The sequence below is a fragment of the Arthrobacter sp. P1_D12 genome, from assembly GCF_056406175.1.
The window spans coordinates 80,789-96,625 of the sequence record NZ_JBFUAR010000008.1; the positions used below are offsets into that span (position 1 = coordinate 80,789).

Annotated in this window: 17 protein-coding genes; 7 read left to right on the forward strand and 10 right to left on the reverse strand. The window is 65.5% G+C overall.

Going from position 1 to position 15,837, the window contains the following annotated elements; all coding sequences use genetic code 11:
• Positions 1 to 21: 21 nt before the first annotated feature.
• The 5 genes from AC1DZV_RS07880 to AC1DZV_RS07900 all read right to left on the reverse strand — a co-directional run bounded on the left by AC1DZV_RS07880 (position 22) and on the right by AC1DZV_RS07900 (position 2,407).
• Positions 22 to 342 (reverse strand): carboxymuconolactone decarboxylase family protein, encoded by a 321-nt coding sequence (locus tag AC1DZV_RS07880; protein WP_476949323.1) that lies wholly within the window; start codon positions 340 to 342, stop codon positions 22 to 24.
• Between the two features lie 53 nt (positions 343 to 395).
• Complete coding sequence (locus AC1DZV_RS07885; protein WP_476953390.1) at positions 396 to 677, reverse strand: flavodoxin; 282 nt, start codon at positions 675 to 677, stop codon at positions 396 to 398.
• Positions 607 to 1,122 (reverse strand): hypothetical protein, encoded by a 516-nt coding sequence (locus AC1DZV_RS07890; RefSeq protein WP_476953391.1) that lies wholly within the window; start codon positions 1,120 to 1,122, stop codon positions 607 to 609. Before AC1DZV_RS07890 ends, AC1DZV_RS07885 begins: the two co-directional genes overlap by 71 nt.
• Positions 1,123 to 1,235: 113 nt before the next feature.
• Positions 1,236 to 2,093 (reverse strand): aldo/keto reductase, encoded by an 858-nt coding sequence (locus AC1DZV_RS07895; RefSeq protein WP_476953392.1) that lies wholly within the window; start codon positions 2,091 to 2,093, stop codon positions 1,236 to 1,238.
• A gap of 164 nt (positions 2,094 to 2,257) precedes the next feature.
• Complete coding sequence (locus AC1DZV_RS07900; RefSeq protein WP_476949320.1) at positions 2,258 to 2,407, reverse strand: hypothetical protein; 150 nt, start codon at positions 2,405 to 2,407, stop codon at positions 2,258 to 2,260.
• 131 nt (positions 2,408 to 2,538) lie between these two features.
• Here AC1DZV_RS07900 and AC1DZV_RS07905 point away from each other — a divergent pair, with 131 nt between their 5' ends.
• Positions 2,539 to 3,453 carry a helix-turn-helix transcriptional regulator gene (locus AC1DZV_RS07905; RefSeq protein ID WP_459385015.1) on the forward strand — a complete coding sequence of 305 codons (915 nt, stop codon included), beginning with the start codon at positions 2,539 to 2,541 and terminating at the stop codon, positions 3,451 to 3,453.
• Positions 3,454 to 3,522: 69 nt separating this feature from the next.
• The gene (locus AC1DZV_RS07910) at positions 3,523 to 4,209 is read left to right on the forward strand and encodes a TM2 domain-containing protein (protein WP_476953393.1); all 687 of its coding nucleotides are present in this window, start codon (positions 3,523 to 3,525) and stop codon (positions 4,207 to 4,209) included.
• Positions 4,210 to 4,271: 62 nt separating this feature from the next.
• On the opposite strand, the gene cls is transcribed toward AC1DZV_RS07910, so the two are convergent.
• From cls to AC1DZV_RS07935, 5 genes are all read right to left on the reverse strand, one after another.
• Positions 4,272 to 5,738, reverse strand: coding sequence for a cardiolipin synthase (cls, locus tag AC1DZV_RS07915; RefSeq protein WP_476952245.1), 1,467 nt, complete (start codon positions 5,736 to 5,738; stop codon positions 4,272 to 4,274).
• 314 nt (positions 5,739 to 6,052) lie between these two features.
• Positions 6,053 to 6,463: a universal stress protein gene (locus AC1DZV_RS07920; RefSeq protein WP_476953394.1), complete on the reverse strand. Its 411-nt coding sequence runs from the start codon at positions 6,461 to 6,463 to the stop codon at positions 6,053 to 6,055.
• On the reverse strand, positions 6,460 to 7,992 hold the full coding sequence (locus AC1DZV_RS07925) for a tripartite tricarboxylate transporter permease (protein WP_459385018.1): 1,533 nt from the start codon (positions 7,990 to 7,992) through the stop codon (positions 6,460 to 6,462). The genes AC1DZV_RS07920 and AC1DZV_RS07925 overlap by 4 nt, the downstream gene beginning before the upstream one ends.
• Before the next feature lie 9 nt (positions 7,993 to 8,001).
• Complete coding sequence (locus tag AC1DZV_RS07930) at positions 8,002 to 8,571, reverse strand: tripartite tricarboxylate transporter TctB family protein (protein ID WP_476953395.1); 570 nt, start codon at positions 8,569 to 8,571, stop codon at positions 8,002 to 8,004.
• A 26-nt stretch (positions 8,572 to 8,597) separates the two neighbouring features.
• The gene (locus tag AC1DZV_RS07935; protein WP_476953396.1) at positions 8,598 to 9,599 is read right to left on the reverse strand and encodes a Bug family tripartite tricarboxylate transporter substrate binding protein; all 1,002 of its coding nucleotides are present in this window, start codon (positions 9,597 to 9,599) and stop codon (positions 8,598 to 8,600) included.
• 142 nt (positions 9,600 to 9,741) lie between these two features.
• Between AC1DZV_RS07935 and AC1DZV_RS07940 the strand changes: the two genes are divergently transcribed.
• The 5 genes from AC1DZV_RS07940 to AC1DZV_RS07960 all read left to right on the forward strand — a co-directional run bounded on the left by AC1DZV_RS07940 (position 9,742) and on the right by AC1DZV_RS07960 (position 15,744).
• Positions 9,742 to 10,626 (forward strand): LysR family transcriptional regulator, encoded by an 885-nt coding sequence (locus AC1DZV_RS07940; RefSeq protein WP_028277910.1) that lies wholly within the window; start codon positions 9,742 to 9,744, stop codon positions 10,624 to 10,626.
• A gap of 129 nt (positions 10,627 to 10,755) precedes the next feature.
• Positions 10,756 to 11,670: a 5-dehydro-4-deoxyglucarate dehydratase gene (kdgD, locus tag AC1DZV_RS07945; protein ID WP_476952248.1), complete on the forward strand. Its 915-nt coding sequence runs from the start codon at positions 10,756 to 10,758 to the stop codon at positions 11,668 to 11,670.
• Between the two features lie 11 nt (positions 11,671 to 11,681).
• Positions 11,682 to 13,313, forward strand: coding sequence for an aldehyde dehydrogenase (NADP(+)) (locus AC1DZV_RS07950; protein WP_476952249.1), 1,632 nt, complete (start codon positions 11,682 to 11,684; stop codon positions 13,311 to 13,313).
• A complete protein-coding gene (locus AC1DZV_RS07955; RefSeq protein ID WP_476953397.1) occupies positions 13,310 to 14,638 on the forward strand; it encodes an enolase C-terminal domain-like protein in 1,329 nt (442 codons plus the stop codon). Before AC1DZV_RS07950 ends, AC1DZV_RS07955 begins: the two co-directional genes overlap by 4 nt.
• A 185-nt stretch (positions 14,639 to 14,823) precedes the next feature.
• Complete coding sequence (locus tag AC1DZV_RS07960) at positions 14,824 to 15,744, forward strand: AEC family transporter (RefSeq protein WP_476953398.1); 921 nt, start codon at positions 14,824 to 14,826, stop codon at positions 15,742 to 15,744.
• The last annotated feature ends 93 nt before the right edge of the window (positions 15,745 to 15,837 follow it).

A 15,837-nucleotide genomic window follows, 5' to 3' on the forward strand; every position in this document is an offset into this window, starting at 1 on the left:
ATGCCGGGTCCGTGGACGCCGTCAGGCGGTGAATATTTCCCTGGCGACCGTGATGGCGGACATCGCTTTGGGCCAGCCTGCGTAGAAGGCCAGGTGGATGATGGCCTCTTTGAGTTCGGTCTCGGTCAGGCCGTTGGCCTTTGCGCGTGCGAGGTGTCCGCGGAGCTGGTCGGTGCTGCCGCTGGTGACGAGGCTGGCGACCGTGATGAGGCTGCGGTCCCGCGGGGAGAGTTCGCTCCGTTCCCAGATGTCGCCGAAGAGCAGGTTGTCGGTGAGGTCCACCAGCTTGGGGGCGAAGTCACCGATGAGTTGCTGGGCCCGGGTCTGGTTTGAATCGTTCATGATGGAGTCCTTCCGGAGATGTGAGCAGTGGATTGGGATTGACTGCGGGGAGATTACCCTGCAGTGCGTGAACAGTCCTGGAGGAGCCGGGCGCTGCGCAGCCAGGCCTCGACAGCCGGCCCGGCGTCCCGGACTGTCTCGCCCCGCACCGCTATCCCTTCGCCGATGACGGCCCCGGGCCAGGAGCGGGCGTAGTCCCGTTCAGTGGTGCCGAGACCGCTCATGGCGTGGGTGGTGACGGGGTGGACTGTCTTGCCGGTGAAGTCATAGCTCTCGGCGAATGTCGTCATGATCATCGGCGCCCGGACGTTCCAGATCCCGCTGGCCAGCAGCACGGTGTCGTAGTCCTCGATCGAGGGCAGCGGCGAGACGATGGCCGTGTACGTTGCCGTCCTGCTCGCGGACGTTGCGCGCGACGGTCGCGTCGTAGCCGTCGGAGTAGGGGTCGGCGGCCTCGATGCGGTGCACGTCGCACGCAATGAGGGTGCCGATCATGCCGGCCAGTACTTCGGTGTTGCCGACGTCGAGGTTGGTGCGACCGCCGTAGTCATAGTTCTCCCCCGCGCGGGAGAAGTAGGCGAGCAGGACACGCCGGCTCTTCCGGGGTTCCGGCGTGATCTGTGCGGAGGGAGAGTTGGCCGTGACTTGTGGGGGCATGGGGGTGTCCTGTTCTACCGGGCGGCAACCCGAGATTCCGGCCGTGATCATGGCGGCGCCCAGACCGCTGAGGGCCGAGCGCAGGGCTGAGCGCCGGCCAACGGTCTCTGGGCTGGTGTTCATCACGGGTCTCCCGGGTCGTGTTTGCCGCCCCGGGCCGGCGGTGGCCCGGGGCGGAGGGCAAAGGGGTCCGTCCGGGTGACGGGTCGGGCCACCCGGACGGAAGGCGGGTGTGGTTAGGCGACCCGGCGTCCGCCCAGCCAGCTGACCATGGCGGGGTCGCGGTGGTCGAAGAAGAGGCTGGCGCCGGTGTCCAGGGTGGCGATCCGGCTCATCTGCTCATCGGTGAGCTCGAAGTCGAAAACATCGAGGTTCTGGGCCATCCGGTCGGGCCGGACGGATTTGGGGATGACGACGACGTCGCGCTGGATGAGCCAGCGGAGGACGACCTGGGCCACGGACTTGCTGTGCGCCTCGGCGATGGCGCTGAGGAGCGGATCGGTGAACAGGTTGTTCTTTCCCTCGGCGAACGGGCCCCAGGACTCGATCTGGACACCGCGTTCGCGCATCAGTTCCTGGTCGGTGGCGCGCTGGTGGAAGGGGTGGGTTTCAATCTGGTTGACGGCCGGGACGATCTCGTTGTGGTCGATGAGGTCGACCAGGCGGTCGGGGTGGAAGTTGGACACGCCGATCGCGCGGGCCAGGCCTTCCTTGTTGATTTCCTGCATGGCCCGCCACTCGCTGTAGTAGTCCCCGAGCGGCTGGTGGATCAGGTACAGGTCAAGGTAGTCCAGTCCGAGCCGGTCCAGGGAGTTTCCGAAGGCGCGCCTGGTGTCGTCCAGGACGTTGCCGGCGCGTGCGTGCTGGATCCAGAGCTTGGTGGTGATGAAGAGTTCCTCGCGGGCGATCCCGCTGGCCTTGATCGCGGCGCCGACGGCTTGTTCGTTGCCGTAGGAGGCGGCCGTGTCCAGGTGGCGGTAGCCGGCCGCGAGGGCGGCTTCGACTGCGGCTTGGGTTTCGCCGTCGGGGATCTGGAAGACACCGAAGCCGAGGATCGGCATCTGGACGCCGTTGTTGAGGGTCACGTTATTCATGGGATTTCCTTTGTGCGGGTTATCGGTTGGTTTCGGATGGGCTCGTGGCGTGGCCTGAGGTTCTGTCACGTTGAGGGCCGGGATGCTTCCCCATGCCGCAGTCGCAGGGACGCGGCGATGAGGATGAAGAGGAGGCCGGCGGTGGTGCCGAGGCCCAGGCGGAGTCAGTCCATGAAGTTGTGCCCGGCGAGGAGGGCGCCATAGATGACGACGCCGAGGGAGCCGCCGACCTGCCGGGTGGTGTTGATGGCTGCCGCCAGCGATGCTCGCGGCCGGGCCACCATTTTCGAGGGGCTGAGCGTGGATAAAGACATGGTGTCCTTGCAGGATGGGGATACGGGACTCATTCAAGAAAACCAGTCAATTTGTGCGCCCGGGAGTACCTGCCGTGCGGTGTACTGCCAGTTCCTGTTAGGCCGGACGGGGGCGTCGTAGCGTAGAGGCCATGGAGAACAGTAAAGACGTCCGCGAGTTCCTCATGAGCCGGCGCTCGCGCATCACCCCCGCCCAGGCCGGGTTGCCCGCCTACGGCGGCACGAGGCGGGTGGCTGGCCTCAAACGCGAGGAAGTGGCCATGCTCACCGGCGTCAGCACCGAATACTATGCCCGGCTCGAACGGGGAAACCTGCGGGGAGTATCCGAGAGCGTCCTCGAATCCCTCGCCGCCGCGCTCCAGCTCGACGAGGCCGAACGGGCCCACCTGCTCGATCTGGCCAGGGCCGCCGCGCCATCGCGGGAACCTGGGAAGCGCCGGGTACGGGCCGAAGTCCGGCCCAGCATAGAGCGGATACTGGCCGGGATGACCGGCACGCCCGCCTATGTCCGTACCAGCCGCATGGACATCGTGGCTGCCAACAGCCTCTGCTTCGCCCTCTACGAGGGCATCCTCAGCCCCGCGACCCTGCCGTTGAACCTCGCACGGTTCATGTTCCTGGACCCGCGTTCCCGGGATTTCTTTCTCGAATGGAACACCCTCGCAGATGACCTTGCCGCCGCCCTCCGCACTGAAGCAGGCCGCAACCCGCACGACAGAGCCTTGAACAGCCTCATTGGTGACCTCGCCACCGGAAGCACGGAATTCTCGACACGCTGGGCACGGCACAACGTCCGCTTCCACCGCTCGGCCCGCAAGACACTGCACAACCCGCTCATCGGAGACATCGAACTCACCGGTGACGCACTCGAAATCCCCGGAGAGGGCCTGACCCTCATCGCCTACACCGCCGAACCCGGAAGCCAAGCCCGGGAACAGCTCGACTTCCTCACCAGCTGGAGTGCCACCGGAAAACGTCCGGCCGAACCGGCTGCGGCCAACGCAGCGGCCATGCCTCCGGAACGCGAGTCGCAGGACGGACCGTGACGGTGCATGTCGCAAGCGCACACCGGATGCCTGTGGACATCCGGACGTGGCTGTTCCAGAATCGGGAATGTGCCCAGGACCGAGCAGTACGGGCTTGTCTTCGACGGTGAACTGCCGCCGATGCGTTCCCTGCGCACGGCGTGGCTGCTGGCATTGTTCCTGGGCTTCAGCGGCGCGGACAGGTTCTACCTCCACAAGCCGGTTACCGGCACCCTGAAGCTGTTGACGCTCGGCGGCGCCGGCATCTGGTGGCTCATTGACCTATTCCGGATCACCAATGAGTACGCCGCCGACGGGGCATCCATGCCGTTGGCCGGGACCAACTCCCTGCGGCGCGGCCTGCGCCTGGCCTCGACTGTCCTGGTCGTCACCCTCGCCGGTGCGGTGGTCTGCGTCAGCGCCGCCCCCGTCACCGGGACTGTCACCGCCACAGTTGCCGCGATAAACGCAGTGCTGCATCCGGTCCCGCCGCCCCCGGTGAAAGAATGGGTCACCGTCGCGGAGGCCTCCGGCACGAAACCCCCGGGCCCACTCGTAACCATCACCGGCAGGCTTCACATCGAGTACACCTTCACCGGGGCCGCCATTGCCTATCTCCAACCCGTGAATGGACCGGCCCTCACCGTGCTGTCCCTGGCCAAGGCCGGCGCCGGGGCGATCGGCATCAGCCTGGCTCCGGGGACATACGCGCTGATCGTCAGCACTACCGGAGCCGTCTGGCACCTTACGGCCCAGGAATACCGGCCCTCCGGGTAGCGTCACGGTGCGCCGTCACACACCGGGCCGACCGCAGGGAAGGACTGGGACCTGACCGTTCCCTATTGAAGAGACGCGGTCAGGCGCGCCAGATTGTCGAATACTTTTTGGGCTACGGGCCGCCGGATCCAGTCTTCGAGCTGCAGCTCGCGGCTTTCCACGCGGTACCCGTCTTCGATCCCGCGAATGGCGTCCACAAAATCGCGCCCGTGCACAAGTACCGATACCTCCATGTTGAGGCTGAAGGAACGCACATCCATGTTGCTGGACCCAATCACCGCAACTTCCTCATCAATAGTGAAGTGCTTGGAGTGCAGCACCTTCGGTGCCCGGTAAAGGTAAATCCTGACGCCCGCGCGGAGCAGTGCTTCGTAGTACGAACGCTGCGCGTGATAGACCATGCTCTGGTCACCGACTTCGGAAACAAAGAGCTCGACGCTTAGCCCCCGCGCAGCTGCCGTGACAATAGCCATCAGGATGGATTCGTCCGGGACAAAGTATGGACTGGTGATGCTGACGCGGCGCTCAGCTTTGTGGATAAGCGTCGCGTAGAGCTTCAAATTGTTATCGTTGTCGAAGCTGGGGCCACTGGGCAGGACTTGCGCGTCGACGAGCGCAGAATGATGGCTGACGCCGATGGCGCCGGAATCCAGTGGCAGTATCACACCCGCTTCGCTGTACCAGTCCGTCGCGAAGACCGCATCCAGCTCCCGGACCACTGGTCCCTCAACGCGCATCATCAGTTCGTGCCACTGAAGCCCGCGCTTCAGGTTGCCCTTCGTGTCGTAGCTCGCGTCGATGAGGTTCTGGGACCCCGTGAATCCCACGCGGCCATCGACGACGCAGATCTTCCGGTGATTGCGCAGGTCCGGCCTCTGCCATTCGCCACGCCACGGCCGCACCGGCAGCATGGGGCGATATTCCGCCCCTATCTCCTGGAGGAACTCCAAGGTTTCTTTCCGGCCGGGGAACTTCAGGCCAGCCAGGTGATCGGACAGAACCCGCACGTCAACGCCACGCCGTCGTGCCCGGGCCAGCGACTGAAAATACGGCTCTGTCGTTGCGTCCAGCACGAGGATGTAAAACTCCACGTGCACATAACTTGTGGCCGAATCAATATCAGCGATCATGGCATCGAAAGCTCCGTTGTAGTCGCCCAACAGGGTCGCACTGTTGCCCGCGACCATAGGGAGCGCCCCAAGGTTGCTGTTCAACACCACCGCCGAATGCAGCCATTCCGGCCAATCAAGGCCGCGGCTTATGAACGGGCTGCCTTCAGTCCGGGCCAGGACCAGAGCGTTGACTTCGCGCTGCTTGTCCCTGCGCGCCTTGGGCAGTTTCGAGTAACCAACAAAGAAATATGCGACGGCACCAAGGATCGGTATGAAAATTATGGCGAGCACCCAGGCAATAGCAGAGGATGGACGGCGGTTCATCGACACCAGGACAGCTGCGACGGTCACGAGTAGTATGTGGGCCGCCAGCAGGAGCAAGGCAAAAGTTTCAGCGTCCTGGAAGGATCCGCGCACGGCTGCCTAAACGTACTTCAAGGCACGAACGCCGTCAGACCAGCACCCGGCTCTTGGTTCCGTCAAAATATCCCAATAGTCTTCCCGGAAACTCATTTGCTTTTCCTGCTCTCAAAGATGCGTTCTCGTTTCCGGGACGGCATGTCCCTCAGCCCTGCCTTTGGAGGGTATGACCATTGTTTGCATTAGGTCCGGCATGGGCCTCACCCGCTGCGGGTGAAATTCCGGAAATGCATGGCGCGAGCTCCGAGTCGTGTTCGACCAGCTGGGCCGGCAGGCGACTGCCATGGCCCGTGGTGGCTGCGCGCCCGCGCTCAAGCAAACGGGCCGGCCCCGTCCGCCTTCACGGCAAGGACGGGCCGGTCGGCCTGCATGAGGATGCGCTGGGCGTGGCTGCCCAGGATGAATTTGCCGACCTGTGAGCGGTGCCGCAGGCCAATGACAATCAGGGATGCGTTGACCTCGCGGGCGACGTCCAGGAATTCATCGGCGAGGTCGTCACGGTACGGCGGCTGGATCACCGTTGCCCTGATTCCGGCCTCTGTGGCCCGGCGGCCGGCCTGCTCCAGGATGTCGGAGCCGGCAACGGCTTTGTCTACCAGGGCGCCTTCGCGGGCGGAGTTGACGATCACCAGGTCTTCGTTCCTGAGCATGGCTTCGGCAATGCCGGCAGTCAGCGCGGCCTCCCCTGCCGGTGTGGGGACGAATCCGACGATGATGCTCATACCTTCTCCTTGATTTTCGTGGTGATGGGCTGTTCGCTTGGCGCCGTCGTCCTCTTCGCCAGGAGAGTCCGGATGCCCGGGAGCACGGCTACCAGGACGAACACGATGAGCAGCGTCGCGGAGATGGGGCGGGTGAAGAAGCCCGTGGGATCGCCGCCGAACACGAGAAGTGAACGGCGCAGTGAGCTCTCCAGCAGGGACCCGAGGACGAACGCCAAGACCAGCGGACCGGGTTCAAAGCCGAACTTCTTCATCAGGTATCCCACGATCCCAAACACCACGACGAGCGTCACATCGAACATGCTGTTGTTGATGGTGTAGGCACCGAGCAGCGTGATGAGGGCGGTGACCGGGGCCAGGATCGCGGCGCGGACGCGGAGGATTTTCACGAAGATTCCGACGAGGGGCAGGCTCATGATCAGCAACAGGATGTTGCCGATGTACATGGAGTTGACCACGCCCCAGAACAGCCCGGGGTCCTGCTCCACCAACTGCGGGCCCGGCGTCACACCCTGGATCAGCAGGGCACCGAACATCAGGGCCATGGTGGCGTTAGCCGGGATTCCGAGGGTCAGCAGCGGGATGAACGACGACGTTGCTGCGGCGTTGTTGGCGGTTTCCGGTCCAGCGACGCCCTCCGGGGCCCCTTTACCGAATCGTTCCGGCTGCTTGGCGCGCTTCTTCTCCATCGCATAGGAGGCCATCGATGCGATGGTGGCGCCGCCACCGGGCAAAATGCCGAGGAAGAACCCGAGGACAGAACCGCGGGCGATCGCGCCGGAGGCCTGCGTGAGATCGGTCCGTGATGGCCAGACGTTCGTGACCTTGGACGGCGCCTTGGCGGCGCGGTGCCGCTCTTCGAGGTTGTAGAGGATTTCGCCCAGGCCGAAGATGCCCATGGCGATCGGCACGAAATCAATTCCGTCGGCCAGTTCCAGGTTGCCGAAGGTGAAGCGGCTTTCGCCGGTAAAGATGTCCCGGCCGACCGTTGCCAGCAGCAAGCCGACGGCGGCGGCGATGAGTGCCTTGGTCTTGGCACCGTTGCTGATGGTGGCCACCAACAGGATGCCGAGCAGTGCGAGCGCCGAGTATTCGGCCGGGCCGAAGTCGAGGGCAAAGCTCGCCACGACGGGCGCCAAGAAGGTCAAGCCAACGATTGAGGCGGTTCCACCGATGAACGAGCCGATGGACGCCAGGCCGAGTGCGGTACCGGCCTTCCCCTGTTTGGCCATCTGGTAGCCGTCGAAGACGGTCACCACGGACGAGGCTTCGCCGGGAAGCCGCAGGAGCACGGAGGTGATGGTGCCGCCGTACTGTGCGCCGTAAAAGATGCCCGCGAGCATGATGATGGCGGTGACGGGTTCGACGTTGTAGGTCAGCGGCAGCAGGATGGCGATGGTTGCCGCGGGCCCCAGACCGGGCAGGACACCGATCAACATGCCGATGACGACGCCGATCAGGCAGTAGAGGAGGTTGCTCGGCTCCAGGACAACGGCGAATCCGTTGATCACGGGATTTAGAAAATCCACGGGGTTCTCCTAGAAGAGGTGGGGAATGGAGGTGTTGAGCGCAAGGACGAAGATTCCGTAGAACGCCGCCACGACGATCGCGCTTACCAGCAGAGTGGAGCGCCACGTTTCGCCGCCGAGGAAGCGCATCCAGATGATGCACAGGACGAGGGCGGGCAATTCAAAACCGATGGCCGGCATCAGCGCGACCATGGCGGCGAGGGTGACGAGCCCTGTCAGGGGTGCGGAGGACATGCGGGTGAACTTCTCCGCGTCCCGGTTGTGCCGCCCGACGGTCAACTGGAAGAGGCCCAGGACCACCATGACGCCGCTGATCATGAACGGCCACAGCCCGGGCTCCGGCGCTGCCGGAGTCCCGAGGCCCATGGCAACGGACAGGACCAAGGCGCCGGTGCCGACGCCGAGAACCACCAACGAGGATGCCGCATTTGCCAGCGCTCCGGCGGCGGGCGGCTTCTCTTCCTCCCACTGCGCGGCGAGTTGCTCCGGCGTGAGGTCCTCCAGAACGTCGTCCCCGGGAGCTTCGGGGGCGTTCCCGCCGGAGGGTGCCGCGGGGCGGCTGCCCCCTCCGGCGGGCACTGAAGAAGGTGTGGCCGTCACTTGGATCACTTCGTTCCGCTGAGGCTGATGTCGTACTTCTCCACCAGCGACTTGTACTTGGCGGCGTAGTCCTTCCACTGGGTGACGACTTCCTCGCCGGAGATTTCCTTCGGGGTCAGCATGTTCTTCTTGTTGAATTCCTTGTAGGAATCGGACTTGAGGGTCTCCTTGATGGCAGCGAGCAGCTTGTCCTTCACGTCCTTGGGCGTTCCTTTGGGAGCGGCGACGGCGCGATACTGCGCCACGGGAACGTCGTAACCGGATTCCTTGGCCGTAGGCACATCCGGGAGGAAGGAGTTCCGATCCTCCGAAAAGACGAGCAGCGGTGTGACCTTTCCGGCCTTGATCTGCGGCATGGCTTCGCCGAGCTGGATGGTGGACACTTCTACCTGGTTGCCGAGGACCGCGGTGAGGGCTGGCTTGCCGCTGTCGAACGGTACATCGGTGCCCTTGACGCCGGCCTGCTTGAACAGGACGGTCTGTGCCAGCTGGCTGCCGGTGCCCACGCCGGTGGTGCCGAACGTGATATTGCGCCCTGCTCCGGTCAGGTCCTTGATGCTGTTGAAGCCAGAGGCCTTGCTGGCGACCAGCACGTAGTCGTCCTGCGACAGGCCGGCAATGATGTCCAGGTCGTCGATGCTGACGGCCTCATCCGCGGTGACCGCAAGCGGGGTGATCGTGATCAGGGACGCGGTGACCAGAAGGAGGTTCTGGCCGTCGGCGGGCTTGCCGGCAACTTCCTTTGTGGCCAAGGCGCCGTTGGCCCCTGGCTTGTTCACCACAGGCATCGGGGCGCCGAGGGTTTTGGAAGCGCCCTCGGAGATGGCGCGGGCAATCAAGTCGGTGCTGCCGCCGGCGGCCTGGCCCACGGTGAGGCTTACGGGCCCGTTCGGATATTTTGAAGAATCGGTACTGCCGCCGGCAACATTGCCGCAGGCCGTCAGCGCCAAGAGCGTGACGGCGGAGGCCGCTCCAAGTACGGTGCGGCGCGAAGGGAAGTGCATCATTGAAACTCCTCATTGATGGTCAGGGCCAGCGCCCCGGAAGCATGTGAACCGCGTCACTGCCGGTTCGCTGTGTCGAGTGTAGGGAGCGGCTATGATGCATGTCTAAGCCCAAATATGCATCGAGTGATACCGGGAAGGCATCATGTTTACCTTTGACCAGCTGGCCGGATTCATCGCGGTGGCAGAAGAGCTTCACTTCGGCCGCGCGGCGGAACGCCTGAACATGACCCAGCCTCCGCTGAGCCGGCAGATCCAAAAGCTGGAGAAGGCCGTCGGCGCCGAGCTGCTGGAACGGGACAACCGGAAGGTCCAGCTGACCCCGGCGGGAACCGCCTTCCTGGAGGAAGCCAGGCGGTTGCTGGCCCTCGCCGAACGCGCCCCTGTCACCGCCCGCCGGATCGCCTCGGGCCGCTCCGGCCTTCTGCGAATCGGTTTCACCGCGGCCAGCGGGTTCAGTATCTTGGGGCCCCTGCTGGAGGAGATCTCGGCGATCCTTCCCGACGTCGACGTCGACCTGCAGGAAATGGTGACCGGTGAACAGATCCAGGCCCTGGAAACGGGAGAACTGGACCTGGGGCTGGCACGTCCGCCCTTCGACAAAGACGTTTTTGATTCGCGGCTTCTGTACCGCGAATCCATGATGGTGGCCGTTCCGGCCGGCCATCCCCTGGCCCGCCGCGGCGGCATTGTCGGGAACGAGGACCTCAAGGACGAGGCCCTCATCATGCATTCGCCGCTGCAGGCCCGGTACTTCTACGACCTCGTGATCCGCATGCTGCCGGTGCAGCACGGCAACGTGGTCCACACGGTCAGCCAGATCCTCACCATGGTCTCGCTCGTGGCGGCCAAACGCGGAGTCGCCTTTGTGCCCCGGTCCGCCACAGCGCTGGGCATCCAGGGGGTCGAATTCCTCCCGCTGGCCAGCAGCCACGGCGAACCCGTGGAGCTCCATGCCATCTGGAGCCGTAAAGTGAGCAATCCCGCCCTGTCGCGGCTGCTCGGCGCCCTGGACTTCCAGCTGGACTAAGGTCGCCACAATGCACTGAAGGTATCAATGCATTCAATAATGCACTTGGACAGGCATGAGGCAGCAAACCTAGTCTGAAGGGGAACCGCACTTCCCCGCCGACTCGGCGCATACCCGGAGGACCCCACCGTGGCAAAATACGCACCCCAGGAACTGGCCAACGTCCTCAAGGACGGCCTGCTCTCCTTCCCCGTCACCTCGTTCGACGAACAGCTCCAGTTCGACGAAGAGAACTACCGCAAACACCTCGCCTGGCAGGCCAGCTTCCCGGTCGCCGGACTCTTCGCGGCCGGCGGAACCGGGGAAGGCTTCTCACTGACTCCGGCCGAGTCCGAGCGCGTCGTCCGCGCCGCCGTCGGGGAAGTCGGCAGCATCGTCCCGGTCCTGGCCTCCGCCGGCGGCTCCACCGCCCAGGCCATCGAAAACGCCCGCGCCGCCGAGGCCGCCGGCGCCGACGGCATCCTGCTGCTCCCGCCCTACCTCACCGAGGCGGACCAGGGCGGCCTGATCGACCACGTCAGCGCCATCTGCCGGTCCACCTCCCTCGGTGTCATCATCTACAACCGTGCGAACGCGATCTACAAGGACACCACCGTCGCCACGCTGGCCGACCGCCACCAGAACCTGATCGGCTTCAAGGATGGAGTCGGAGACCTCGAACACGACGCCCGGGTCTACGCCAAGCTCGGCGACCGCCTGTTCTACCTCGGCGGCCTCCCCACGGCCGAGACGTTCGCCCTCCCGCTGCTGCAGCTGGGCATGAGCACCTATTCCAGCGCCATGTACAACTTCGTGCCGCAGTTTGCGCTGGACTTCTACCAGGATGTCCGCAACCACGACCGGGTGGCCGTGTACAAGAAGCTGAACGAGTTCGTGATCCCCTACCTGGACATCCGCGACCGGGTGAAGGGCTACTCCGTCTCGATCGTCAAGGGCGGACTGGCCGCGATTGGCCGCTCCGCCGGCGGGGTCCGCCCGCCGCTGCAGAACCTGGCGCCCCAGGACCTCGCAGACCTCAAGTCCCTTATCGCCACCGTTTCCTAGGAGGACGCACCGTGACACTCACCGGACGCTCACTCATTGCCGGCCAGGCCGTCGCCGGGGACGGCGCGACGGCGTACGCCTTCAATCCCGCCACGAACGAACGGCTCGAACCCGGCTACACGCTGCTCACGGGGGAACAGCTGAAGGACGCCACCGCAGCGGCCGCCGCGGCCTACCCCTCCTTCAGCACGCTCGACCCGGAAACCCACGCCCGGTTCCTTGAGGCCATTGCCGGGAACATCGAGGCGATTGGCGAGGAACTCATCACCCGAGCGGGCCTCGAGACCGGACTACCGGCCGCCAGGCTCCAGGGCGAGCGGGCGCGCACCACCGGCCAGCTCCGGCTCTTCGCCGGCGTCGTACGCCAAGGGGATTACCGCGGGGTCCGGATCGACCCGGCGCTGCCGGACCGCGCTCCGCTGCCGCGAGCGGACATCCGGCAGCGCCAGATCCCGCTGGGTCCCGTCGCCGTTTTTGGTGCGAGCAACTTCCCGCTGGCCTTCTCGACGGCGGGCGGCGACACCGCCTCCGCCCTCGCCGCCGGCTGCCCCGTGGTCTTCAAGGCCCACAATGCGCATCCGGGCACCGGCGAACTCGTCGGCCAGGCCATCGCCAAGGCCGTCCGCGACACCGGGCTGCACCCGGGCGTGTTCTCGCTGATCTACGGTCCGGGCAGCAGCATCGGCCAGGCGCTCGTCGCCGATCCAGCCATCAAGGCCGTCGGCTTCACCGGATCGCAGTCCGCCGGCATCGCCCTGATGCGCACCGCCGCCGCCCGGCCCGAACCCATTCCCGTCTATGCGGAAATGTCCTCGCTCAACCCGGTGTTCGTCTTCCCCGGCGCCCTCGACGGCAACGCCGAAGAAATTAGCGTTCTCGCCCGGCAGTACGTTGCCGCCGTCACCGGCAGCTCCGGGCAGCTGTGCACCTCCCCCGGCCTCCTGTTCGCCCCCGCCGGCGCGGCCGGCGACGCCTTTGGCGCCGCCGTCGGCCGGGCCGTGTCTTCATGCGCCGGGCAGACCATGCTGACCGAAGGCATCGCCGGGTCCTGGCACGCCGGAGCCGATGCACTGGGTTCCGCCGGGAACGTCAGCGTCGTCGGCCAGGGCGCCGACGGGGCGACGAAGAACGCCCCGGCTCCGGCCATCTTCGGCACGTCTGTCGCCGAGTTCGTGTCCAACCCCGTCCTGCACCAGGAAATCTTCGGCGCCGCCAGCCTGATGATCCGCTACTCCACCACCGAGGAGCTCGTTGACGCCGCCCAGCGGCTCGAAGGCCAGCTCACGGCCTCCCTGCAACTGACCGAGTCGGACTACCGCGCCGCTGCCCACCTCATCCCGGTGTTGGAGCAAAAGGTCGGCCGGATCATCGTCAACGGCTGGCCGACCGGCGTCGAAGTTGGCCACGCCATGGTGCACGGCGGCCCGTTCCCCGCCACATCCGACACCCGGACCACGTCCGTGGGCACATTGGCAATCTGCCGGTTCCTGCGCCCCGTCGCCTACCAGAACCTGCCACAGGAACTGCTCCCGGCGCCGCTGCAGGACCCCAACCCGTGGCGGCTGAACCGCCGGATCGACGGCGTCGTTCAAGCCTCCGCAGCAGAAGAGGCAGCAACAGAGAAAGCAGAGGTCAACGCGTGAGCACGCAGCCCACCATTGCCCACGTTGAAGTGGTCCCCGTTGCGGGGCACGACAGCATGCTGATGAACCTCAGCGGCGCGCACGGCCCGTTCTTCACCCGCAACATCGTTCTTATCACGGATTCGAATGGCCGCACCGGACTCGGCGAAGTGCCGGGCGGGGAAAAGATCCGCGCCACCATCGAGGAGGCCGGCATCTTCCTGGCCGGCCAGCCGGTGGCCCGCTACCGCTCCCTGCTCCGGGACGTCGCGGCGAAGTTCGCCGACCGCGACGCCGGCGGCCGCGGCCTGCAGACCTTTGACCTGCGCACCACCGTCCATGCCGTCACCGCGATCGAATCCGCCCTCCTTGACCTGCACGGTCAGTTCCTCGGCGTCCCCGTCGCGGAACTGCTCGGCGACGGCCAGCAGCGCAACTCGGTGCCCATGCTCGGTTATCTGTTCTTCATCGGCGACCCCGGCCGAACGGATTTGCCGTACCTGATGGAGGACGCGCCGGCGGACCGGTGGGAAAAGCTCCGCCGGCAGGAGGCCATGACACCGGAGGCCGTGGTGGCCCTGGCCGAGGCCGCCCAGGAACGCTACGGATTCAGCGACTTCAAGCTCAAGGGCGGCGTGCTCTCCGGCGACGCCGAGGTGGATGTGGTGACGGCCTTGGCTAGGCGTTTCCCGGAGGCCAGGATCACCCTTGATCCCAACGGCGCCTGGCTCCTGGAGGAGGCCATCCGGCTGGGCCAACGCATGCAGGGCATTGTGGCCTACGCCGAGGACCCCTGCGGCGCGGAAGGCCGCTTCTCCGGACGCGAGGTCATGGCCGAATTCCGCCGCGCCACCGGGCTGAAGACCGCGACGAACATGATCGCGACGGACTGGCGCGAAATGTCCCATGCCATCCGCAGCAACGCCGTGGACATCCCACTCGCGGACCCGCATTTCTGGACCATGCACGGTTCCGTCCGGGTGGCCCAGATGTGCGCCGAATTCGGCCTGACCTGGGGATCGCACTCGAACAACCACTTCGACATCTCGCTCGCCATGTTCACCCACACCGGGGCGGCCGCCCCGGGAGAAATCACGGCGCTGGACACGCATTGGATCTGGCAGGACGGCCAGGGGCTCACCAAGGAACCACTGCAGATCAAGGACGGTGCGATCAGGGTTCCGGACGCTCCGGGCCTCGGAATCGAGCTGGACCGCGCCGCTCTGGACAAGGCACACCAGCTGTACCTGGAACACGGCCTCGACGCCCGCGACGACAGCATCGGCATGCAGTACTACATTGACGGCTGGTCCTTCGACCCCAAACGGCCCTGCCTGATTCGATAGAGACTGCTCGATAGGGACTGCTCACTAGGGTCTGTTCGCTAGGGACTGTCCGCCGGGCAGCATCCCTGAGGCGGATCCCCACCGCTGCCGCACGGCCGGCCCTTCTGGCGCAGGAGAGGCTTCGGCCGTGCGGCATCCCGCTTCCGGCTCCCCTGGCCGCAGGCACCCGACACGAAGGACCAATCTTGGGCGGCGTTCTCACCGGCATACTGATCGTCGCCTCCGTCATCGCCGTCGGATATCTCTCGGCCCGGCTGCGGATCCTCGGACCGGAAGTCCAGGGCGCCCTGACCCGCACGGCGTATTACATCACCAACCCGGCACTGCTGTTCACGGTGGTGGCCGGCAGCGATATCCGGGCCGCGCTCGGAACTGATGCCCCGCTGGCGCTGCTTTCCGCGGCGGCCGTGGGGCTGCTCTATTCCCTGCTGAGTGTCCTGTTCTTCCGCCGGCCGGTGGCAGAGACAGCCGTCGGCGCGATGGCCAGCAGCTACGCGAACGCCAACAACATCGGGATCCCCGTCTCTCTCTACGCCGTGGGAACGGCCCAGCACGTGGCTCCCGTCCTGTTGGCACAGATCCTCGTCCTGGCGCCGGTCTATTTGACCCTGCTGGGTGTCGCATCGGGGTCCAGGATCTCTTGGCGGAAAATGCTGCTGCAGCCCTTAGCCAACCCCATGATCATCGCCTCCGGCCTGGGCGCGGCGGTCGCACTGACCGGCTGGACAGTTCCGGAACTGCTGCTGAAACCCGTCGACATGCTCGCCGGCGGCGCCGTCCCCATGGTGCTGCTGGCCTTCGGACTTTCCCTGGCCGGCAAGGCCCCGCTGCAAAAGGGCGACGGGCGCACTGAATCGCTCGTCGCCACCCTCCTGAAGATCGCAGGCATGCCCGTGATCGTCTGGGCGCTGGGCCGCTTCGTCTTCGGCCTCGAGGGGCAGCACCTGTTGGCCATCGTGATCATGGGCGCGCTGCCCACGGCCCAGAATGTCTTCCTCTTCGCCTCCCCGTACCAGCGCGGCGTGATCGTGGCCCGGGACGTCATCCTGTGCACCACCCTGCTCTGCGCCGGCTCTTTGCTGGTCATCGCCTGGCTGCTTGGCTGACTGCTGCGAAACACTCTTCCAGAACTTGTTATACAAGTAACTTGTTATACAAGTAACTCACTTGTAGCATAAGTTGAGCGGGGCGGAGTTGCC